The sequence below is a fragment of the Cronobacter malonaticus LMG 23826 genome (genome assembly GCF_001277215.2).
GTDB lineage: Bacteria > Pseudomonadota > Gammaproteobacteria > Enterobacterales > Enterobacteriaceae > Cronobacter > Cronobacter malonaticus.
Window position 1 is genome coordinate 3,651,380 of record NZ_CP013940.1, and the last position, 20,806, is coordinate 3,672,185.

A 20,806-nucleotide genomic window follows, 5' to 3' on the forward strand; every position below is an offset into this window, starting at 1 on the left:
CGGGGGCCTGCGTATTGCTGACAACATAAAAAACCACAAGACTGAGGTTGTTATGGATTTTGAACAGATTGCCCGCTCGCTCCTGCCGCTGCTTGGCGGCAAAGAGAATATCGCCAGCGCCGCCCACTGCGCCACGCGCCTGCGGCTGGTGCTGGTAGATGACGCCAAAGCCGACACCGCCGCCATCGGCAATGTCGAGGGCGTGAAAGGCTGTTTTCGCAACGCAGGCCAGCTGCAAATTATTTTCGGCACGGGCGTGGTCAATAAAGTCTATGCCGCGTTTATTACGGTCGCCGGTATCAGCGAATCGAGCAAATCGGAAGCCGCAAGCGTGGCGGCACGCAAGCTGAATCCGTTCCAGCGCATCGCCCGCTTGCTCTCTAACATCTTTGTGCCGATCATTCCGGCGATTGTGGCGTCCGGCCTGCTGATGGGCCTGCTCGGTATGGTAAAAACCTACGGCTGGGTCAGCCCGGATAACGCGCTCTATATCATGCTGGATATGTGCAGCTCGGCGGCGTTTATCATTCTGCCGATCCTGATTGGCTTTACCGCCGCGCGGGAATTTGGCGGCAACCCGTATCTGGGCGCGACGCTTGGCGGCATCCTCACCCACCCGGCGCTCACCAACGCCTGGGGCGTCGCGGCGGGCTTCCACACCATGAACTTCTTCGGGATTGAAGTCGCGATGATTGGCTACCAGGGCACCGTTTTCCCGGTTCTGCTGGCGGTGTGGTTTATGAGTATTCTGGAAAAACAGCTGCGCCGTATTATCCCGGACGCGCTGGATCTCATCCTCACGCCCTTCTTTACCGTGATTATTTCCGGTTTCGTGGCGCTGCTGGTGATTGGCCCGGCGGGCCGCGCGCTCGGCGACGGCATCTCGCTGGTATTAAGCACGCTGATTACTCACGCGGGCTGGCTCGCGGGGCTGCTGTTCGGCGGGCTTTACTCGGTGATTGTGATTACCGGCGTGCATCACAGCTTCCATGCGATTGAAGCCGGGCTGCTTGGCAACCCGTCTATCGGCGTTAATTTCCTGCTGCCTATCTGGGCGATGGCGAACGTGGCGCAGGGCGGCGCGTGTCTGGCGGTGTGGTTTAAAACCAAAGACGCCAAAGTGAAAGCCATTACACTGCCGTCGGGGTTTTCGGCGCTGCTCGGCATTACCGAAGCGGCCATTTTCGGGGTCAACCTGCGCTTCGTGAAGCCGTTTATCTCCGGGCTTATCGGTGGTGCGGCGGGCGGCGCGTGGGTCGTCTCGACGCATGTCGGCATGACGGCGGTCGGCCTGACCGGGATTCCGGGTATGGCGATTGTTCAGGCCAGCTCACTGCTGAATTATGTCATCGGCATGGCGATCGCCTTCTGTATCGCCTTTGCGGTCTCTTACCTGTGGAAATACAAAACGGACGCTGAATAATGACTACCCGCACGCTGCTGCCTGCCATTTTACAGGCTGTGATGAAAGGCCAGCCGGTCGCGCTTGGCGATCGCCACTATCCGCGCTGGCATCTGGCCCCGGTGACGGGCCTGATGAACGACCCGAACGGTTTTATCCATTTTCAGGGGCGCTACCACCTGTTTTATCAGTGGAACCCGCTGGGCTGTGCGCATCAGCATAAATGCTGGGGGCACTGGAGTTCGGCGGATCTGACGTACTGGCAACACGAGCCGCTGGCACTGATGCCCGACGAAGAGTATGACCGCAGCGGCTGTTATTCCGGCAGCGCGGTGGATGACAACGGGCGGCTGACGCTCTGCTATACCGGCAACGTGAAGTTTGACGACGGCACCCGCACCGCCTGGCAGTGTCTGGCGGTGCAGAACGCGGACGGCGGTTTCGACAAGCTAGGCCCGGTGATGCCGCTGCCCGGCGGCTATACCGGCCACGTGCGCGACCCGAAAGTGTGGCGTCACGGCGAGCACTGGTACATGGTGCTGGGCGCGCAGGATCTGGAATTGCAGGGCAAAGTGCTGCTGCTGCGCTCCGACACTCTGTGGAACTGGGAAAACCTGGGCGAGATCGCCGGCAGCACGCTCGGCGGGCTTGGCGAGGCGGGCTACATGTGGGAGTGCCCGGACCTTTTCATGCTGGACGGCAAAGCGATTCTGATCACCTGCCCGCAGGGGGTAACGCGCGAAGAAAAACGCTATCTCAACACCTATCCGAGCGCGTACCTGTGCGGCGATCTCGATTACGACACGCCGGAATTTCGTCATGGCCCGCTGGTGGAGCTGGACGCCGGCTTTGAATTTTACGCGCCGCAAACCACGCTGGCCGACGATGGCCGCCGGTTACTTATCGGCTGGATGGGCGTGCCGGACGGCGAAGAGATGTTGCAGCCAACGGTGGCGCAGGGCTGGATCCATCAGATGACCTGCCCGCGCGAACTCTCGCTTCGCGACGGCAAACTCTGCCAGCAGCCGGTACGCGAACTTGCCACGCTGCGCGGCGAGGAACAGCGCCTGGAGGGCGTGGCCGGCACGCTCTCACCACTCGCGGCGGAAAGCCTGGAGCTGATGCTGGAAGCGCAGGGCGACGTCACGCTCGATTTCGCCGACACCCTGCGTCTCGAGTGGACGCGCGACGGTCTGCGGCTTTCGCGCCGGAGCCTCGCCAGCGGCGAATGGCAGTATCGCTACTGGCAGGGCGACGCCCGCCGCCTGCACATTCTGTGCGACCGTTCCAGCGTTGAGATTTTCATTAACGACGGCGAAGGCGTGATGAGCAGCCGCTATTTCCCGGCGGCCAACGCGACGCTTGGTTTTGAAGGCGACGCGCATCTCCGGCTGCGCTACTGGTCGTTACGCGCCTGCATGGTAGAATGAGGGTTTGACCACTCACCGAACCGAAGCCGTGCGAAAAACCAAACGCGTTACCATCAGTGATATCGCCGCCCTGGCGGGGGTTTCCAAAGCCACCGCCAGCCTGGTGCTCAATGGACGAGGCAAAGAGCTGCGCGTGGCGCAGGAGACGCGCGAGCGCGTTCTGGCTATCGCCCAGCAGCATCACTATCAGCCGAGCATCCACGCCCGCCTGCTGCGCGACAACCGCAGCCACACGCTGGGCCTGGTGGTGCCGGAGATAACCAACTACGGTTTCGCAGTATTTTCTTACGAGCTGGAAACCCTGTGCCGTGAGGCGGGGCTACAACTGCTTATCTCCTGTACCGATGAAAATCCGGGTCAGGAGACGGTGGTGGTCAATAACCTGGTATCGCGCCAGGTGGACGGGCTTATCGTCGCCTCCAGCATGCTGAGCGACAGCGACTATGTGAAGCTCAGCGAACAGCTCCCGGTAGTGCTGTTCGACCGCCACATGAACGACACCCAGTTGCCGCTGGTCATCACCGATTCCATTACCCCAACCGCCGAGCTGGTGGAGCGCATCGCGCGTCAGCACCCGGACGAGTTCTATTTTCTTGGCGGCCAGCCGCGACTTTCGCCGACCCGCGATCGTCTGGAAGGCTTTAAACAAGGGCTGGCGCGAGCGGGCGTTGAGCTACGCCCGGAGTGGATCATTCACGGCAATTATCATCCGAGCAGCGGCTATGAGATGTTCGCCGCGCTCTGCGCCCGGCTGGGACGCCCGCCGAAAGCGCTGTTTACCGCCGCCTGCGGCCTGCTGGAAGGGGTGCTGCGCTACATGAGCCAGCATCGCCTGCTGGAAAGCGATATCCATCTGGCGAGTTTTGACGATCACTATCTCTATGATTCGCTGTCGGTGCGCATCGACACCGTGCAGCAGGATTGCCGCCAGCTGGCGCTGGACTGCTTTGAGATGATCACCCAACTGGTGGATGACAAGGAACCGACGCCGCTGCAGCGTTACCTTCCGGCCACGCTGCAATGGCGTCATCCGGCGGATTAACGCTTCACGTTAAAGAGTTTGGGGATTTCGCGCAGGCACCAGGCTTTCGCCTCGCCCATGCTGTCGCGCCGCCAGGCCATAATAATGTCCACTTCGCTGGTGGACTCCGGGCTGACGACACGCAGCCGCCCTTCGGCGATATCTTTTTCCACCAGCGGATACGGCATCGTCGCCACGCCAAGCCCGGCGAGCAGCGCCTGACGCTTATCTTCGATGGACGTCACCGTCAGTCTTGGCTGTTTATCAAGCAACTGCACCGTCAGCACCGGGCGTTCGCGCGCGGTGTCTGCCACCGCCACACCGCGATACTTCACGCGCGTCACTTCTGACAGCGGCTCCGGCTCGTCGTGAATCGGGTGATCCGGCGCGGCCACATAGACGTTCATCAGCGTATAGAGCTTGCGGGAGTTGATTTCCGACGATGATCGAAAGTGCATGTCCGGCGCGATGACAATATCGGCGCGCCCCTGCTCCAGCCGCTCCCACGCGCCTGCCAGCACTTCGGTAATGAACGAGAGTTGCGTGTTGGCTTTGGCGGCCAGTTTATCCACCAGCGGGAATAAACACGGCGTAGGCACCAGCGCCTCGGCGACGATAGTCAGGTGCGTTTCCCAGCCGCGCGCCAGCGCTTCGGCATCCGTGGTGAGTTTGTCAGCCGCCTCCAGCAGCACGCGCCCGCGCTCCAGCAGCATGCGCCCGACATTCGTGAATTTAGTGCGGTGCCCGGAGCGGTCAAACAGCACCACATCCAGCTCCTCTTCCAGCTTCTGCATGGTGTAGCTCAATGCAGACGGCACGCGGCCCAGTTCGTCAGCCGCAGCGGCGAAACTGCCGCGCCGGTCGATAGCGTCCATCACGCGCAGCGCCTCAAGCGTCAATGCCCTTTCTTTAGCCATCAGGTTCTCGTTCAGGAAATTTGAATATACCAAGCAGATTAACTGGCTAACAATGCAGCGTCCACACCCTTAACATAAAAGCCTGTCAAGAGAGGTAAAATTATGATTATTACGAGAACAGCCAAACAGTGTGGGCAAGCTGACTACGGATGGCTGCAGGCTCGCTATACCTTTTCCTTTGGCCACTACTTCGATCCGAAACTGCTGGGCTACGCCTCGCTGCGCGTACTGAACCAGGAAGTGCTGGCGCCCGGCGCCGCGTTCCAGCCGCGTACCTACCCGAAAGTCGATATCCTGAACCTGATCCTCGACGGCGAAGCGGAATACCGCGACAGCGACGGCAACCATCTGCGCGCGAAAGCGGGCGACGCGCTACTGCTCTCGACCCAGCCGGGCGTGAGCTACAGCGAACATAACCTGAGCAAAGAGCATTCGCTGACGCGGATGCAGCTCTGGCTCGACGCCTGCCCGGAGCGGGAAAACCCGACGGTGCAGAAAATCACGGTCGGCCCGCAGGCGCGGCAGCTTCTCGCCTCGCCGGACGGCGCGGAAGGCAGCCTGCAACTGCGCCAGCAGGTGTGGTTGTGGCATATCGCGCTGAACGAAGGGGAATCGGTGAGTATGCCCCTGAACGGGCCACGCGCCTATTTACAGTCGATCCACGGTACGGTCCATGCGAAGACCGAAACGGAAGACAAAGAGGCATTAACCTGCGGAGACGGCGCGTTTATTCGTGACGAGGCTAACATAACCCTTATTGCGGATTCGCCGCTGCGCGCTTTGCTGGTAGATTTGCCGGTGTAACAGAAGATGCAGAAAGCTGCATCAGGAGTCATAAAATGAGTACTATCACACAGCAAAATAAAGTCACGAAGTTGACTGTTTCACCCGCCCCGCAGGAAGCGCATACACGCGCCGGAGCGCAACAAGAATTTACCTACGATTGCATGCTCAGCGAGCTGGAAGCCATTATCGCTGAAGCCGAAGTACGCCTGGCCGAGGAAGACGCCGCCTGACGTACGCTCTCCGGGCGGGCCGGATGGCTCGCCTGTCTTATACTACCTTATAAAAACCTTCAAAATGTGCATTCTTATAATAGCCAGACCTGCCCTTCATCATGCCTTTCGTTAAGATTACGTGAGGGAATAAACCGTTTATTACAACATCACTGCTGGATTGTGGTAAAATAACAAACAAATAACCTATGAGTGAGCTTTAATAATGGATATATTCATTCCAGGACAACCGCGTTTTCGCAACTATTTTCTGACAATGGCTAACGCCGAAGTTAATGGTCTGATGAATACTGCGTTCACGATCTCCTCCTTTCATCTTAAAGATGCTCTTACCCGCATCCGTTTTCAAAATGATATTCGCAATTTTGCTTACAGAAAGCTGGATGTTATTCGCATTAGCACTGATGATAAAGAATGTCAGGCATGCATACAATCTATAAGGGAGCAAAGGGACAATTTACTTATTCAGGACAGAATGTTAAGAACCGGAGAAGCAGCCCTAACGGCATCTGTAAGGTTCTATCGCGAAAATGAAAAGATCATTGGATATATAATTGATGGGATCGGTATTGTTTTAGGCGGTGTTCAGATAATTACTGGTGTTGGTTTGGCGCTTGGAGGCGGTGGGATTGGTATTGTTGCCGGCGCTCACCTTGTTCTGAGCGGAACAGCCTCCATTGTAGAATCCATACAAAAGTTAAATAATAACCCTAAGCCAGTAAACTTCATGAAAGACATATATATGGATTCCGCACAATTTTTAGGTTTCGATAAAAGAATGGGTTTATTAGCCTATCAAATGGTTGATTTAACAACAGCTTTTTATGGTGCATTTAGACTTACTGTAAATCCAGAATCATGGATGTTGTTTAAACACATGCCGGGTGATTATTATAGAAAAGTCGATTCCATGAGCAGAAACGCTCTAATTATAGAAGGAATAAAATCCGGACATAAAGGATATCAAATAGGCAACAATTTATTTGGAAATCAAAGCAAATAAAATCTATTTGTTTTTCAGCAAAAAAATAAAGCATTTCAGTGAAAGTTTGAAAGGAGTAAGGAAATATATGACACAGATCGTAAACAAAAAAACAATAACATAAGAAATTGCATTTTCATGGCCATACTTAACCAACTGAAATACCAGCACAAATAAAACAAGAAGCACACAAAAGACGGCTCTAGTTAATCGCTTCGCAAGCTCATGAATGATGGATGAATAGGTTTCATCCTTTTTGTTAGATCTCTTTAATAGCCTGTCTATTATGAGTATATCCTTTTCGCTAAAGCCCTTGCCTGTCAATTCTTCTCGGGTAATATTTTTTTGCATTTCTTCTACTCCCTTCAATTATCACAACAAGTGCGCAATATTGTAAGCAAATTTTAACGCACGCTATATCTGTACTCTTAACCACACTGATTTTGAACAATTCTTTATTATTAATAATACACTATTTTATGCGATATATATACAAATGCGGATACTTTCCCATCAGCCTCCCCGAACTGTATGGTTAAGACTCTACACCATGCACATATAATGAAGTGAATTTCGTTTGTTAAAAGCTTTGAACGTGCAACTAAAAATAACGACGGAAGCACTTTATAGTCACTCTAACCTAACGGCAGGCTTCATCTTTCATGATGCAAAAACCCCGCCGGTGCGGTTTTTTTAATGTGTGAAGCTGACCGGTAAGCCGCGTTTTTTTTATAGAAGCGTCGTGGACAGTCATTCATCTTTGCCATGCCCATAAAGCACAAACCCCGCCGGAGCGGGGTTTTCTAAAGTGTGAAGCTGACCGGTAAGCCGCGTTTTTTTTATAGAAGCGTCGTGGACAGTCATTCATCTTTGCCATGCCCATAAAGCACAAACCCCGCCGGAGCGGGGTTTTCTAAAGTGTGAAGCTGACCGGTAAGCCGCGTTTTTTTTATAGAAGCGTCGTGGACAGTCATTCATCTTTGCCATGCCCATAAAGCACAAACCCCGCCGGAGCGGGGTTTTCTAAAGTGTGAAGCTGACCGGTAAGCCGCGTTCTTTTCATAGAGAGCGTCGTGGACAGTCATTCATCTTTGCCATGCCCATAAAGCAAAAACCCCGCCGGAGCGGGGTTTTCTAAAGTGTGAAGCTGACCGGTAAGCCGCGTTTTTTTCATAGAGAGCGTCGTGGACAGTCATTCATCTTTGCCATGCCCATAAAGCAAAAACCCCGCCGGAGCGGGGTTTTCTTAAAGTGTGAAGCTGACCGGTAAGCCGGGTTCTTTTCATAGAGAGCGTCGTGGACAGTCATTCATCTTTGCCCTGCCCATAAAGCAAAAACCCCGCCGGAGCGGGGTTTCTTAAAGTGTGAAGCTGACCGGTAAGCCGGGTTCTGTCGTGGACAGTCATTCATCTAGGCCAGCAATCGCTCACTGGCTCAAGCAGCCTACCCGGGTTCAGTACGGGCCGTACCTTGTGAACCCCTATTTGGCCTTGCTCCGGGTGGAGTTTACCGTGCCGCGAACTGTTGCCAGACGCGCGGTGCGCTCTTACCGCACCCTTTCACCCTTACCTGATCCCACTTACGTGGGCCATCGGCGGTTTGCTCTCTGTTGCACTGGTCGTAGGCTTGCGCCCCCCAGGCGTTACCTGGCACCCTGCCCTATGGAGCCCGGACTTTCCTCCCCTCCGTCCGTCTCCCCGAAAGGACGACGACGAAGCGGCGACTGTCTGGTCAGCTTCGGCGCGGAGTATAGTGGGTTTGCCCGCCGCTGTCACGCCCGATCACGGTTTATCGCGCCGTCATCCCTGGTGGTCCAGCGCATATTTATACAGCGCGTTCTTCTTCACGCCGTGGATTTCCGCCGCCAGCGCTGCGGCTTTTTTGAGCGGCAGCTCGGCCTGCAGCAGCGCGAGCGTGCGCAGCGCGTCAGGCGGCAGCGCGTCTTCCTGCGCTTTATGCCCTTCGACGATCAGCACCATTTCGCCCTTGCGACGGTTTTCATCGTCTTTCACCCAGGCGAGCAGCTCGCCCACCGGCGCGCCGTAAATGGTTTCCCAGGTCTTGGTCAGCTCGCGCGCCAGCACCACGTAACGGGATTCGCCCCAGACAGCCACCATATCTTCAAGACTTTCAAGCAGGCGATGGGTAGATTCATAAAAAATCAGCGTGCGCGGCTCCTGCTCCAGCGCCTTCAGCGCGTCGCGGCGGCCTTTGGATTTGGCCGGTAAAAAACCTTCATAGCAGAAACGGTCAGAGGGCAAACCCGCAGCGGAAAGCGCAGCGATAGCCGCGCACGGCCCCGGCAGCGGCACCACGCGCAGCCCGGCTTCGCGGCAGGCGCGCACCAGATGATAGCCGGGGTCATTAATCAACGGCGTACCGGCGTCGGAGACCAGCGCGATGTTCTGCCCTCCGCGCAGTTTGGCTATCAGGGTTTCCGCTTTTTGCTGTTCGTTATGGTCGTGCAGCGCAAAAAGCCGGGCGCTGATAGCAAAATGTTGCAGCAGCAGACCGGTATGACGGGTATCCTCAGCGGCGATAAGATCGACGGACTGCAATACTGTCAGGGCGCGTTGCGTGATGTCGCCGAGATTGCCGATAGGCGTCGGGACGATGTAGAGCTGGCCCTGAGAATTCTGCGCCGAATCGTTTTGTTTCATTGTTTCGTCCGTATTGCCGATTTAAAATTGAACATTCACCAGAAAAAACCACTGGATACAGTATGGTACCTTCAAAATTTTCCGGCTCTAAAGCCGCGCGTTGTCTGCCTGTCCTGCTGGCAGCCCTCTTTTTCGCAGGCTGCGGCACGCAGACGGCCGATCAGAGCACGGCGCATATGCAGGGCGAGGCCAAAGCAGATTCCGGCTTTTATCTGCACCAGATGGAACAAAGCCGTGATGATAGCAAGACCAACTGGCAATTACTCGCCATACGTGCACTGCTCGGTGAAGGCAAACGCGAGCGCGCCATCACGCTCTACGGCGAGCTGCCGCAAAACCTGACGGACGCCCAGCGCCGCGAAGCGTCGCTGCTGGAAGCGCAAATCAAACTGGCGCAGCAGGATTATCAGGGCGCCGCCGCGCTGCTCGATAAAATCAACGCAGCCGATCTGAACGACGAGCAGAAAGCCCGTTACTGGCAGGCGAAAATTGACGCCAGCCAGGGCCGCCCGTCGCTGGAGCTGCTGCGCGCGCTGATCGCGCAGGAGCCGCTGTTACAGGGCCCATCGAAGCAGAAAAACATCGACGCCACCTGGCAGGCGCTGTCGCAGATGTCTGCGGATCAGGCGAAGGCGCTGGTTATCAACGCCGATGAAAACACGCTCCAGGGCTGGCTTGACCTCCAGCGCGTCTGGTTCGATAACCGCAACGATCCGAAAATGCTTCAGGCGGGCGTAAAAGACTGGCAGACGCGCTACCCGCAGAATCCGGGCGCGAAAATGCTGCCATCGCAGCTTGCCAACCTGCAAAACTACAAGCCCGCTTCCGCCGATAAAATCGCGCTGTTGCTGCCGTTAAATGGCCAGGCGGCCGTGTTTGGCCGCGCCATTCAGCAGGGTTTTGAAGCGGCGAAAAATGCAGGCACCAGCCCGGTCGCGGCGCAGTCGCCAGCGCCTGTGCAGGCGGATAACGCCGCGCAGCCTGAACAGAGCGCCCAGACTCAACCAACCGATGGCGTGGCAAGCCCTGCCGCCGCGCCGGTCGACGATCTGGCCGCGCAGCCTGACGCACAGGAAAGCGCGCAGCCGGCGCAGCAACCGGCTGATGCCCAGCCTGTCGCCGCGGCACCCGCGAACCCTGCCGCGGAAATTAAAATCTATGACACCAGCTCGCAGTCCATCACGCAGATCCTGGCGCAGGCGCAGCAGGATGGCGCAAGCCTGGTCGTCGGCCCGCTTCTGAAAGAGAGCGTGGACGGCGTGCTGAAAAGCGGTACGCCGCTAAACGTGCTCGCGCTTAACCAGCCGGAGACGGTGCAGAACCGCCCGAACGTCTGCTACTTCGCGCTGTCGCCGGAAGATGAAGCCGCCGACGCTGCCGCCCATATCTGGCAGGAAGGCAAACGCGCGCCGCTGCTGCTGGTGCCTTACAGCGCGCTCGGCGATCGCGTAACCAAAGCCTTCGCCGACCGCTGGGCACAGCTTGGCGGCGGTACGGTGTTGCAGCAGAAATTCGGCTCCGTCAACGAACTGAAAATGAACATTAACGGCGGTACCGGCATTGCGCTGACAGGCTCTCCTGTCGCCGCCAGCCTGCCGCAACAGCAGTCGGTCACTATTGGTGGTCTCACGATTCCGGCACCGCCGACCGACGCGCAAATTACCGCAGGCACCAGCGGCAACGTGGACGCCGTTTATATCCTCGCCACGCCGTCTGAAATTGCGCTGATTAAGCCGATGATCGCCATGCGCGCGGGCAGCCACAGCGGGGCGACGCTGTATGCCAGCTCGCGCAGCGCCCAGGGCGGTTCCGGCCCGGATTTCCGTCTCGAAATGGAAGGCCTGGAGTTCAGCGATATCCCGATGCTCACCGGCAGCAACCCGGCGCTGATGCAGCAGGCGCTCGCGGCGGTGAATAACGACTATTCGCTGGCGCGCCTGTATGCGATGGGCGTGGATGCCTGGTCGCTGGCGAACCATTTCTCCCAGATGCGTCAGGTGCCGGGCTTCCAGCTCAGCGGTAACACCGGCGCGCTTAGCGCAACGCAGGACTGCGTCATTAACAGGAAGTTAACGTGGCTCAAATACCAGCAAGGACAGTTGGTTCCGGCCAACTAAGCCGCAAAGAGACCGGCGCCGCCTGGGAAGCGCAGGCGCGCGCCTTTCTTGAGCGTAAGGGATTGCGCTTTATCGCCGCCAATGTGCATGAGCGCGGCGGCGAAATCGATCTCATCATGGATGACCGGGGCGTAACGGTGTTTGTCGAAGTGCGCTACCGCCGCGCCAGCCTGTATGGCGGCGCCGCCGCCAGCGTCACCCGCAGCAAACAACAAAAATTGTTACACACCGCCCGGTTGTGGCTCGCGCGCCACAATGGGAGCTTTGATACTGTGGATTGCCGGTTCGATGTGTTAGCCTTCACCGGCAATGAAACCGAGTGGATAGCGAACGCCTTTTCGCTCCACGCCTGAACTGACGTAACGCTCAAAGGATAATCGTGCTAGAAAGAATCAAAGTCTGCTTTACGGAAAGCATTCAAACCCAGATTGCGGCGGCGGAAGCACTCCCGGATGCGATTTCACGTGCGGCCATGACCCTGGTTCAGTCTCTCCTTAACGGCAACAAAATCCTCTGCTGCGGCAACGGCACGTCCGGCGCCAACGCGCAGCATTTCGCGGCCAGCATGATCAATCGTTATGAAACCGAACGGCCCGGTTTACCCGCCATTGCACTAAATACCGATAATGTGGTCTTAACCGCGATAACCAACGACAGGCTGCATGACGAAGTGTATGCCAAACAGGTGCGCGCGCTGGGCCACGCCGGAGATGTGCTGCTGGCGATCTCCACCCGTGGCAACAGCCGCGACATCGTGAAAGCTGTAGAAGCGGCCGTCACCCGCGATATGACTATCGTGGCGCTGACGGGCTACGACGGCGGCGAGCTGGCGGGCCTGCTGGGGCCGCAGGATGTGGAGATCCGTATTCCTTCCCATCGCAGCGCGCGTATTCACGAGATGCATATGCTGACGGTCAACTGCCTGTGTGATCTTATCGATAACACATTGTTTCCACACCAGGATGATTAAGGAGTGCTCATGAAGGCCATTAAACCCCTTGCGGTGGTGATGACCGCGCTAGTGCTACAGGGCTGCGTTGCGGCAGCTGTCGTCGGAACCGCGGCGGTCGGCACCAAAGCCGCGACCGATCCGCGCACCGTGGGTACTCAGGTTGATGACGGGACGCTGGAGCTGCGCGTCAATACCGCGCTTGGCAAAGATGAACAGCTGAAGAAAGAAGCGCGTATTAACGTGACCGCCTATCAGGGCAAAGTGTTGCTGACCGGCCAGTCGCCGAACCCGGAACTGGCGTCCCGCGCGAAACAGATAGCGATGGGCGTGGAAGGTGCTACGGAAGTGTTTAACGAGATCCGCAACGGTCAGCCGATTGGGCTTGGCACCGCGTCGTCGGATACCTGGATCACCACCAAAGTGCGCTCCCAGCTGCTTGGCAGCGATCAGGTGAAATCGTCTAACGTGAAGGTGACGACCGAGAACGGCGAAGTGTTCCTGCTGGGTCTGGTGACCGAGCGTGAAGGCCGTGCGGCAGCAGATACCGCAAGCCGTGTGAGCGGCGTGAAACACGTGACGACCGCGTTTACCTACATTAAGTAATTCCCTCATCCCGCCCTCTTTCCGCCGGGGAGAGGGCTTCTGCAACATTCTTACATTTATGACGATGGCGGGTGCGCTTCGCTTACCCGCCCTACAGAATGCCTGCGGTAAGGGGATGCTTTTTGCTTTTGTAGGGTGGGTAAGCGAAGCGCACCCACCGTTCCAGCCTCAGAAAACCAGCGCCAGTGCGCCTGTCACCGCGCCCGCCAGCATCACCATACCGCCGGTCAGCCATAACGCTTTTGCCGGGAAGGCCTTGCGCAGCATGATAAGCGAAGGCAGGCTTACCGCAGGCAGCGTTACCAACAGCGCCAGCCCTGGCGCGACGCCCATGCCCGCTACCATCATCGTCTGTACAATCGGGATTTCCGCCGCGGTCGGGATCACGAACAGACAACCGGCAATCGCCATCGCCATTACCCAGAACAGCGTATTTCCCACCGCGCCATCGGCGTGCGGGAACAGCCAGACGCGCGCGGCACCCAGCACCAGCACCGCCAGCAGATAGACCGGGATCGTATTCCAGAAGAGCGTCCAGAGCGCCCGGAACCAGCGTGCCATAAAGCTGCCCTGCGGCGCTTCTGCGGGCTGCACCGCCTCTGGCAGTGCAGGCGCTGGCGTATCAGCCACAAACCGCTGCACCAGCGACGCGATGCCAATCACCATCACTAGCCCTGCCACCACGCGAATAAGCGTAAACTCCCAGCCCAGCACGAAGCCCATAAACACCAGCGTCGCCGGGTTCAGCAGCGGGTTGCCGAGCCAGAACGCCAGTGCGCCGCCCATCGACACCGACTGGCGGCGCATCCCGGCGGCAACTGGCGCAGCGCAGCAGGTACACATCATGCCCGGAAGTGAAAACAGCGTGCCGAGAAGCGTGCCGCGAAAACGCGGCTGCCCCAGCGTGCGTACCAGCCAGTCGCGCGGGATAAGCACCTGAATCAGCGAGCCCAGCAGCACGCCGAGCACGGCGGCCTTCCAGACCGCGAGAAAATAGATTGCGGCGTAATCGAGCGCCGCGCGCAGCGGGTTATCCTGCGCGTGCGCGAGAATAGAATTGCCAATGCTGTGCGTTTGCGCTGCGGTAAAGGCTTTGCCGTAATAGGGCTGCCATTTGACGTACCACAGACCAATAAACAGGACGAGAAAAAACAGCGCGGGTTTCCACCATGCGGGGGATTTCGGCGCCAGAGATGAAGACTGACCAGCCATAACATTCCTCTGGAAAACAGGGGGTAAATTTTTGCCGGTCAATAGTACGCCCGCCGGGCGCGTTTTGAAACGCGGTTCAGCGCGCCGTTTGTGCGGCTATTTCACGCAATTGCGCTGAATCAAGCACCGCGACATCTTCTTTTGCAGGCGACAGCGCCGCATTCACCATGGCCTGCGCCACAGTGTGCGCTTCAATGGCTTTCCATTTTCCCGGCAGCAGGCGAAACAGCGGTGCCATGAAAGATTCCCCGGCGCGGCGCTTTTCGCGATCGCCGATGAGCAGCGACGGGCGCGCTATTGTCAGCCGCGGCCAGCCCTGCGCCTTCAGCGCCGTTTCCATCTCGCCCTTGACGCGGTTATAGAAAAACGGCGAATTCGGGTTCGCGCCGAGCGCGCTGACCACCAGCATATGTTTTGCGCCAAGCCGTAGCCCGGCGAGCGAGGTGTCCACCACCAGCGTGTAATCGGCCAGAATAAACGCCTCTTTGCTACCCGCCTCGCGCCGCGTGGTGCCAAGACAGCAAAAGACGATATCCAGCGGCGCGTTAAGCTGCGTCAGCACATCGGAGAGCTGCGGGTCGCACGGGTTTTCCACTTTATGCATCGGCACGCGTAGCGGGCGGCGCGTTGGCGCGATAATCGACGTCACGCGCGGCTCATCAACCAGCATTCGCAGCAGATGGCTGCCCACGAGGCCGCTGGCACCCGTTATCAGTACTCGACTCATGATCGCTCCTTTGCAGAATCTTCTGCCTTGCAATGTCAGCGCCCTGAACCAGGCTTAATAGTCTGTGTGGTTTAAGTATTTACCATTTCTGGCAAAAGCCATTACTGCACATCACCGTTCTGTAAAGACACCAAGGGAGGCGTAATGAGCAAGAAGATCGCAGTCTTAATCACTGATGAGTTTGAAGATTCAGAATTCACATCCCCGGCGGCTGAGTATCGCAAGGCCGGACATGAAGTGATTACCATCGAGAAAGAGGCCGGGAAAACCGTCACCGGTAAACAGGGCGAAGCGAAAGTCACCATTGATAAGGCCATCGATGAGGTGAGCCCGGCAGATTTTGACGCCCTGCTGCTGCCTGGCGGCCATTCGCCGGACAGCCTGCGCGGTGACGACCGTTTTGTCACCTTTACCCGCGATTTCGTCAATACCGGCAAACCGGTGTTCGCTATCTGCCACGGACCGCAGCTGTTAATCAGCGCCGATGTGATCCGCGGGCGTAAGCTTACCGCCGTTAAGCCTATCGTGATTGACGTGAAAAACGCCGGAGCGGAGTTCCACGATCAGGAAGTGGTTGTCGATAAAGACCAACTGGTAACGAGCCGCACGCCGGAGGACTTGCCTGCGTTTAACCGTGAGGCGTTACGCCTGCTCGGCGCGTAACCAGACGAGTTTTTTACCAAACCCCAGGGTGTTGTCAGTAAATTTGATCTCATCAAGACGGATCTCCCACAGCGGGGAGGACATCACCCTGGCCACCGGAAAGCGTCGGTTATAGCGCTCGCGCAAGGCCTCGCTTTCCGGCTCTTCCACCAGCCGCAACTCGCCTGAAAACTGCACGCCGCGGATAAGCGCCACGGTTTTGGTCTGTCCGTTAACCGTGCCCGCGACAGACGCCAGCTTGCCTGCCATTTTGCCGTGTCGGCTTTCGGTATCGCTTAACAGATAAAACGCCACCCGCTCACGGTCATAAAGATAAAATGCGTTTGCGCACCAGAGCGCTTCTCCATTGCCAACACAGTAAGTGACGACATGCTGTTTAGCGAGCCATTTGCTGATGGCATCGAGAGCGTCCATTGTTTCTCCTGTCGGGGATAATCATGGTAAGGTGCGGCCAGTTGTGACTGCCGCTGATATTCATTATGGAAGAATGGTTTCTTTATCTGATCCGCTGCCCCGATAACCGGCTTTATACCGGCATCACCACCGATGTCGCGCGCCGCTTCGCCCAGCATCAGCGCGGCAAGGGCGCCAAAGCGCTGCGCGGCAAAGGCGAGCTGACGCTGGTTTTCAGCGCGCCCGCGGGCAATCGCTCCGAGGCGCTGCGCGCCGAATACCGCATCAAGCAGCTGACGAAACGGCAGAAAGAGCAACTGGTCGCGGGAGAGCTGGCGTTTGAGGCGATGAAAAGCGCACCGCAAACGCCCTGAGATCAGAAGCGGTTAAAATGTTCGTGGTAGTCCACGGGACCGTGCACGCCGTCCAGAGCGTCATCGGCGAGACGATGAACCTGGAACGCCGCTTCAGCGCCAGGCCAGCGGCAGTGCAGATCGTAACGGGCGGCAGGCTCAAAGCCCAGGCGGTTGTAAAACTCCGGCGAGCCTAACGTGACGACCGCCGAGTAACCGAACTCATTGAGCGAATCCAGCCCTTCATACACGAGCTGACGGCCAATCCCCTGCCCGCGCCATTCTTCGTCGACCGCGAGCGGCGCCAGCCCCAGCCACTGACGCTCTTCGCCCGCCACGGTGACCGGGCTGAACGCGACATAACCGACCACCTGCCCTTCATCATCGGTTGCGACCAGCCCCAGCGTCAGCAGCCCGTCTTCACGGAGCGCGTGCACCAGCTCCGCTTCGTCGTCGCGGCCGAACGCCCGGCGAAGTAACGCGTCGATGCCCGGCGCATCAATGGGGATTTCTACACGAATCAGCATGGTTCACCTATGGAGGTTGCTTTGGTTAGCGGCGAGACGGCAAGCCCCGCTTCAACGAAGTCCGCCAGTTGTAGCAACATCACGCGCAGCGGTTTTGGCATCGCGTCAAGCTCAATGGCGTCCATCAGATTCTTCACATATAACCCTAATTCAGTATCGCCTTCAATCACCAGACGACGCTGGAAGAAAAGCGTATCGGGATCCTGCTTGCGCGCGGCGATCATCAGCAGGTCAGCCGCGTCCGCGCGGAAGGTGACATCGGCCTCGGCCTGTTCGCGCACAATCAGCTTGTCGTTCTCAACGGACGTAAACCAGCGCAGGCCGATATCGCGCACCTCTATGCCAAGCCAGCGGCCTTCAAGAAACGCCAGTTCGTCATCTGCCAGCGCCTGACGGAATTGCCAGCCGAGCAGTTGTTCCAGCGCGTGACGCTTGAGCGCAAACGGCGCGAGCGCCACCGGCGTTTTCAGAAGCGAAGGGCCAAGATGTACCAGACAGGAACGCAGATTATTCAACACGGGCTTTTCTCCTTGCCAGATCACAATGGCCGTTATTGTGCCATATCGGCCAGGTGAGATAGCGGCTCAAATCAAGCTTTGCGCCTTCGCAGGTACCCCTTTATAGATGCCATCAATACGACATTAGCTGCCTTAAATCAAAAATTGTCGCGGACGGGTTAACTAAAATCGCCGTTCGTTAACAATTTCGCTGCGTTTATGCAGCGCGCCAGGCCCCTCGCGGCCTGCTTTTATTTTCAGGACACGCTATGGAGTTGCTTTGCCCGGCCGGAAACCTTCCGGCTCTGAAGGCGGCCATCGATAATGGCGCGGATGCGGTCTATATCGGTCTGAAAGACGATACCAACGCCCGCCACTTCGCTGGCCTCAACTTTACCGAGAAGAAATTGCAGGAAGCGGTCAGCTATGTGCATCAGCACGGCCGTAAACTGCACATCGCCATTAATACCTTCGCGCACCCTGACGGCTATGAACGCTGGGAACGCGCGGTGGATATGGCCGCCCAGCTCGGCGCCGACGCGCTGATCCTGGCCGATGTCGCGATGCTGGAGTACGCCGCCACCCGCTACCCGCACGTGGAGCGTCATGTGTCAGTCCAGGCGTCCGCCACCAACGAAGCCGCCATTTGCTTTTACCAGCGCCATTTCGACGTGGCGCGCGTGGTGCTGCCGCGCGTGTTATCCATTCATCAGGTGAAGCAACTGGCGCGCGTGACGCCGGTGCCGCTGGAAGTGTTCGCCTTCGGCAGCCTGTGCATCATGGCCGAAGGCCGCTGCTATCTCTCCTCTTACCTTACCGGTGAATCGCCCAATACCGTGGGTGCCTGTTCACCCGCGCGCTTCGTGCGCTGGCAGCAGACGGAACAGGGGCTGGAATCACGCCTGAACGATGTGCTGATTGACCGCTACCAGGAAGGCGAAAACGCCGGTTATCCGACGCTCTGCAAAGGCCGGTATCTGGTGGACGGGCAGCGTTATCACGCGCTCGAAGAGCCCACCAGCCTGAATACGCTGGAGCTACTACCGGAGCTGCTGGCGGCCAATATCGCCTCGGTGAAAATCGAAGGCCGCCAGCGCAGCCCGGCTTACGTCAGCCAGGTGGCGAAAGTCTGGCGTCAGGCGATTGATCGCTGCAAAGCTGACCCGCAGCGCTTCGCGCCGCAACCGGCCTGGATGGACGCGCTCGGCGCGATGGCTGAAGGCACCCAGACAACGCTTGGCGCGTACCACCGCAAATGGCAGTAAGGAGAGCAGGATGAAATACGCATTAGGGCCAGTGCTATACTACTGGCCGAAAGCCACGCTGGAGAACTTTTACGAAGCTGCGGCGCAGAGCAGCGCCGATGTGATTTATCTCGGCGAGGCGGTGTGCAGCAAACGGCGCGAGACCAAAGCCGCCGACTGGCTGGCGCTTGCCAGAACGCTCGCCGCCAGCGGCAAACAGGTGGTTATCTCAACGCTGGCGCTCGTGCAGGCACCTTCCGAGCTGACCGAGCTGAAGCGCTATATCGATAACGGCGAGTTTCTGATCGAGGCCAACGACTTCGGTGCGGTGGGGCTGGCGGCCGAGCGCAAGCTACCGTTCGTCGCGGGCCATGCGCTGAACTGCTACAACGCCGTTACGCTGCGTCTGCTGCTGAAAGACGGCATGACGCGCTGGTGTATGCCGGTGGAGTTGTCCCGCGACTGGCTGGTGAATCTGCTCGAACAGTGCGATGCGCTGGGTATCCGCAATCAGTTTGAAGTGGAGGTGCTGAGCTACGGGCACCTGCCGCTCGCTTACTCCGCCCGCTGCTTTACCGCCCGTTCGGAAGACCGGCCGAAAGATGAGTGCGAAACCTGCTGCATCAAATACCCCAACGGGCGCAGCATGCTCTCGCAGGAGAATAGCCAGGTCTTTGTGCTGAACGGCATTCAGACCATGAGCGGTTATGTCTATAACCTCGGCAACGAACTGGCGTCGATGGCCGGGCTGGTGGATATAGTCCGTCTCTCGCCAATGGGCCCCGACACATTGGAGATGCTCGACGCCTTCCGGGCCAATGAAAACGGCACCGCCCCGCTGCCGCTCGCCGCCCACAGCGACTGCAACGGGTACTGGCGCAGGCTCGCCGGGATGGCGCTTCAGTCATAAGAAAAGGCTCACTTTGTTAACAGCATTTTGCAGGAGTTCATGCAGTATGAAAGGACAGCTTTCCGGCCGGGCCGCGGGCAAAATCCCCGAAATGCGCCAGGCTGGAAGAAGACCTTCAATCTGATGACTATGCTGTAATTAAGTGAGCCGTTATGTCTGATAAATCTGTTGTGCCTTTTTCGGTGCTCGATCTCGCGCCGATCCCGCAAGGCTCCTCCGCCCGTGAGGCGTTCCACCACTCGCTCGATTTAGCCCGTCTCGCCGAGAAGCGCGGTTACGACCGCTACTGGCTGGCGGAACACCACAATATGACCGGCATCGCCAGCGCCGCGACGTCGGTACTGATTGGCTATCTCGCCGCCAATACCACCACGCTGCGCCTGGGCTCCGGCGGCGTGATGCTGCCAAACCACGCCCCGCTGGTGATTGCCGAGCAGTTCGGCACGCTCGACGCGCTCTATCCTGGCCGTATCGAGCTTGGCCTTGGCCGTGCGCCAGGCAGCGATCAGCGCACGATGATGGCGCTGCGCCGCCATATGAATCATGACATCGATAACTTTCCGCGTGATGTAAAAGAGCTGACGGACTGGTTCGATGCCTGCGATCCGAACCCGGCGGTACGTCCGGTGCCGGGTTACGGTGCAAAACTCCCGGTATGGCTGCTGGGTTCAAGCCTTTACAGCGCGCAGCTGGCCGCGCAGATGGGCCTGCCGTTTGCGTTCGCCTCGCATTTCGCGCCGGATATGCTGTTGCAGGCGCTGCATCTTTACCGCACGCACTTCCAGCCTTCAGAGCGCCTGGAAAAACCGTATGCGATGGTGTGCATTAATATCGTCGCCGCCGACAGCAATCGCGATGCGGAGTTTCTGTTTACCTCGATGCAGCAGGCCTTTGTGAAGCTGCGCCGCGGCGAAACCGGCCAGTTGCCGCCGCCAATTGCGTCTATGGAAAGCTTCTGGAGCCCGGCGGAGCAGTACGGCGTTCAGCAGGCGCTCAGTATGTCGCTGGTTGGCGATAAAGCGAAAGTCCGCCACGGACTGTTGTCCATTCTGCGTGAAACCGACGCCGATGAGATTATGGTTAACGGGCAGATTTTCGATCACGACGCGCGGCTGCACTCGTTTGATCTCGCCATGCAGGTGCGGGAAGAACTGTTAAGCTAATGCGGTTTTCGCCCTCT

22 protein-coding genes and 1 other RNA gene are annotated in these 20,806 nt (G+C 58.0%); 15 read left to right on the forward strand and 8 right to left on the reverse strand.

The window, feature by feature from the left end; all coding sequences use genetic code 11:
- Nucleotides 1-52 precede the first annotated feature (52 nt).
- The 3 genes from AFK66_RS17095 to AFK66_RS17105 are packed head-to-tail and all read left to right on the forward strand — an operon-like array spanning nucleotide 53 to nucleotide 3,874.
- The gene (locus tag AFK66_RS17095) at nucleotides 53-1,423 is read left to right on the forward strand and encodes a sucrose-specific PTS transporter subunit IIBC (protein ID WP_007780533.1); all 1,371 of its coding nucleotides are present in this window, start codon (nucleotides 53-55) and stop codon (nucleotides 1,421-1,423) included.
- Nucleotides 1,423-2,832, forward strand: coding sequence for a sucrose-6-phosphate hydrolase (locus AFK66_RS17100; protein ID WP_007780532.1), 1,410 nt, complete (start codon nucleotides 1,423-1,425; stop codon nucleotides 2,830-2,832). The genes AFK66_RS17095 and AFK66_RS17100 overlap by 1 nt, the downstream gene beginning before the upstream one ends.
- Nucleotides 2,833-2,860: 28 nt before the next feature.
- Nucleotides 2,861-3,874: a LacI family DNA-binding transcriptional regulator gene (locus tag AFK66_RS17105; protein WP_023899555.1), complete on the forward strand. Its 1,014-nt coding sequence runs from the start codon at nucleotides 2,861-2,863 to the stop codon at nucleotides 3,872-3,874.
- On the opposite strand, the gene yhaJ is transcribed toward AFK66_RS17105, so the two are convergent.
- Nucleotides 3,871-4,770: a DNA-binding transcriptional regulator YhaJ gene (gene yhaJ / locus AFK66_RS17110; protein ID WP_004385839.1), complete on the reverse strand. Its 900-nt coding sequence runs from the start codon at nucleotides 4,768-4,770 to the stop codon at nucleotides 3,871-3,873. The two genes, AFK66_RS17105 and yhaJ, sit on opposite strands and share 4 nt — an antisense overlap.
- Before the next feature lie 102 nt (nucleotides 4,771-4,872).
- On the opposite strand from yhaJ, the gene AFK66_RS17115 reads away from it, so the two are divergent.
- The 3 genes from AFK66_RS17115 to AFK66_RS17120 all read left to right on the forward strand — a co-directional run bounded on the left by AFK66_RS17115 (nucleotide 4,873) and on the right by AFK66_RS17120 (nucleotide 6,789).
- Nucleotides 4,873-5,574 carry a pirin family protein gene (locus AFK66_RS17115; protein WP_007780527.1) on the forward strand — a complete coding sequence of 234 codons (702 nt, stop codon included), beginning with the start codon at nucleotides 4,873-4,875 and terminating at the stop codon, nucleotides 5,572-5,574.
- Between the two features lie 35 nt (nucleotides 5,575-5,609).
- Complete coding sequence (locus tag AFK66_RS22780) at nucleotides 5,610-5,786, forward strand: hypothetical protein (RefSeq protein ID WP_007780524.1); 177 nt, start codon at nucleotides 5,610-5,612, stop codon at nucleotides 5,784-5,786.
- Nucleotides 5,787-5,991: 205 nt separating this feature from the next.
- The gene (locus tag AFK66_RS17120) at nucleotides 5,992-6,789 is read left to right on the forward strand and encodes a DUF4225 domain-containing protein (protein ID WP_032968564.1); all 798 of its coding nucleotides are present in this window, start codon (nucleotides 5,992-5,994) and stop codon (nucleotides 6,787-6,789) included.
- A gap of 1,341 nt (nucleotides 6,790-8,130) precedes the next feature.
- On the opposite strand, the gene rnpB is transcribed toward AFK66_RS17120, so the two are convergent.
- An RNA gene (gene rnpB, locus AFK66_RS17130) (RNase P RNA component class A) lies at nucleotides 8,131-8,507 on the reverse strand.
- A gap of 60 nt (nucleotides 8,508-8,567) precedes the next feature.
- Nucleotides 8,568-9,428 (reverse strand): 16S rRNA (cytidine(1402)-2'-O)-methyltransferase, encoded by an 861-nt coding sequence (gene rsmI / locus AFK66_RS17135; protein WP_023899560.1) that lies wholly within the window; start codon nucleotides 9,426-9,428, stop codon nucleotides 8,568-8,570.
- A gap of 62 nt (nucleotides 9,429-9,490) precedes the next feature.
- On the opposite strand from rsmI, the gene AFK66_RS17140 reads away from it, so the two are divergent.
- Genes AFK66_RS17140 through dolP form a run of 4 tightly spaced genes read left to right on the forward strand, consistent with a single transcriptional unit; the run spans nucleotide 9,491 to nucleotide 13,100 of the window.
- Nucleotides 9,491-11,545, forward strand: coding sequence for a penicillin-binding protein activator (locus AFK66_RS17140; protein ID WP_007780516.1), 2,055 nt, complete (start codon nucleotides 9,491-9,493; stop codon nucleotides 11,543-11,545).
- Nucleotides 11,503-11,898 (forward strand): YraN family protein, encoded by a 396-nt coding sequence (locus AFK66_RS17145; RefSeq protein WP_007896617.1) that lies wholly within the window; start codon nucleotides 11,503-11,505, stop codon nucleotides 11,896-11,898. Before AFK66_RS17140 ends, AFK66_RS17145 begins: the two co-directional genes overlap by 43 nt.
- 26 nt (nucleotides 11,899-11,924) lie before the next feature.
- Complete coding sequence (gene diaA, locus AFK66_RS17150) at nucleotides 11,925-12,515, forward strand: DnaA initiator-associating protein DiaA (RefSeq protein ID WP_004385040.1); 591 nt, start codon at nucleotides 11,925-11,927, stop codon at nucleotides 12,513-12,515.
- A gap of 9 nt (nucleotides 12,516-12,524) precedes the next feature.
- A complete protein-coding gene (dolP, locus tag AFK66_RS17155) occupies nucleotides 12,525-13,100 on the forward strand; it encodes a division/outer membrane stress-associated lipid-binding lipoprotein (protein ID WP_007780511.1) in 576 nt (191 codons plus the stop codon).
- Nucleotides 13,101-13,268: 168 nt separating this feature from the next.
- Here dolP and AFK66_RS17160 read toward each other — a convergent pair whose 3' ends face one another.
- Nucleotides 13,269-14,312: a permease gene (locus tag AFK66_RS17160; protein ID WP_007780509.1), complete on the reverse strand. Its 1,044-nt coding sequence runs from the start codon at nucleotides 14,310-14,312 to the stop codon at nucleotides 13,269-13,271.
- A 76-nt stretch (nucleotides 14,313-14,388) separates the two neighbouring features.
- Entirely contained in the window at nucleotides 14,389-15,039 is a 651-nt protein-coding gene (locus AFK66_RS17165) for an NAD(P)H-binding protein (RefSeq protein ID WP_007780506.1), read from the reverse strand.
- A gap of 144 nt (nucleotides 15,040-15,183) precedes the next feature.
- Here AFK66_RS17165 and AFK66_RS17170 point away from each other — a divergent pair, with 144 nt between their 5' ends.
- On the forward strand, nucleotides 15,184-15,702 hold the full coding sequence (locus tag AFK66_RS17170) for a type 1 glutamine amidotransferase domain-containing protein (RefSeq protein ID WP_004385044.1): 519 nt from the start codon (nucleotides 15,184-15,186) through the stop codon (nucleotides 15,700-15,702).
- On the opposite strand, the gene AFK66_RS17175 is transcribed toward AFK66_RS17170, so the two are convergent.
- Nucleotides 15,682-16,116, reverse strand: coding sequence for a YhbP family protein (locus tag AFK66_RS17175; RefSeq protein ID WP_007780503.1), 435 nt, complete (start codon nucleotides 16,114-16,116; stop codon nucleotides 15,682-15,684). The genes AFK66_RS17170 and AFK66_RS17175 overlap by 21 nt on opposite strands.
- 65 nt (nucleotides 16,117-16,181) lie before the next feature.
- Here AFK66_RS17175 and AFK66_RS17180 point away from each other — a divergent pair, with 65 nt between their 5' ends.
- On the forward strand, nucleotides 16,182-16,469 hold the full coding sequence (locus AFK66_RS17180) for a GIY-YIG nuclease family protein (RefSeq protein ID WP_004385046.1): 288 nt from the start codon (nucleotides 16,182-16,184) through the stop codon (nucleotides 16,467-16,469).
- 2 nt (nucleotides 16,470-16,471) lie between these two features.
- On the opposite strand, the gene AFK66_RS17185 is transcribed toward AFK66_RS17180, so the two are convergent.
- Nucleotides 16,472-16,975, reverse strand: a complete 504-nt coding sequence (locus tag AFK66_RS17185; RefSeq protein WP_007780500.1) for a GNAT family N-acetyltransferase — start codon at nucleotides 16,973-16,975, stop codon at nucleotides 16,472-16,474.
- Nucleotides 16,969-17,493: a ubiquinone anaerobic biosynthesis accessory factor UbiT gene (ubiT, locus tag AFK66_RS17190; RefSeq protein WP_007780498.1), complete on the reverse strand. Its 525-nt coding sequence runs from the start codon at nucleotides 17,491-17,493 to the stop codon at nucleotides 16,969-16,971. Before ubiT ends, AFK66_RS17185 begins: the two co-directional genes overlap by 7 nt.
- A gap of 248 nt (nucleotides 17,494-17,741) precedes the next feature.
- On the opposite strand from ubiT, the gene ubiU reads away from it, so the two are divergent.
- The 3 genes from ubiU to AFK66_RS17205 all read left to right on the forward strand — a co-directional run bounded on the left by ubiU (nucleotide 17,742) and on the right by AFK66_RS17205 (nucleotide 20,789).
- Nucleotides 17,742-18,737 (forward strand): ubiquinone anaerobic biosynthesis protein UbiU, encoded by a 996-nt coding sequence (gene ubiU / locus AFK66_RS17195; protein WP_007780496.1) that lies wholly within the window; start codon nucleotides 17,742-17,744, stop codon nucleotides 18,735-18,737.
- 10 nt (nucleotides 18,738-18,747) lie between these two features.
- A complete protein-coding gene (locus AFK66_RS17200) occupies nucleotides 18,748-19,626 on the forward strand; it encodes a U32 family peptidase (RefSeq protein ID WP_007780494.1) in 879 nt (292 codons plus the stop codon).
- A 152-nt stretch (nucleotides 19,627-19,778) separates the two neighbouring features.
- Nucleotides 19,779-20,789: a luciferase-like monooxygenase gene (locus AFK66_RS17205; RefSeq protein WP_007780492.1), complete on the forward strand. Its 1,011-nt coding sequence runs from the start codon at nucleotides 19,779-19,781 to the stop codon at nucleotides 20,787-20,789.
- Nucleotides 20,790-20,806: the final 17 nt, after the last annotated feature.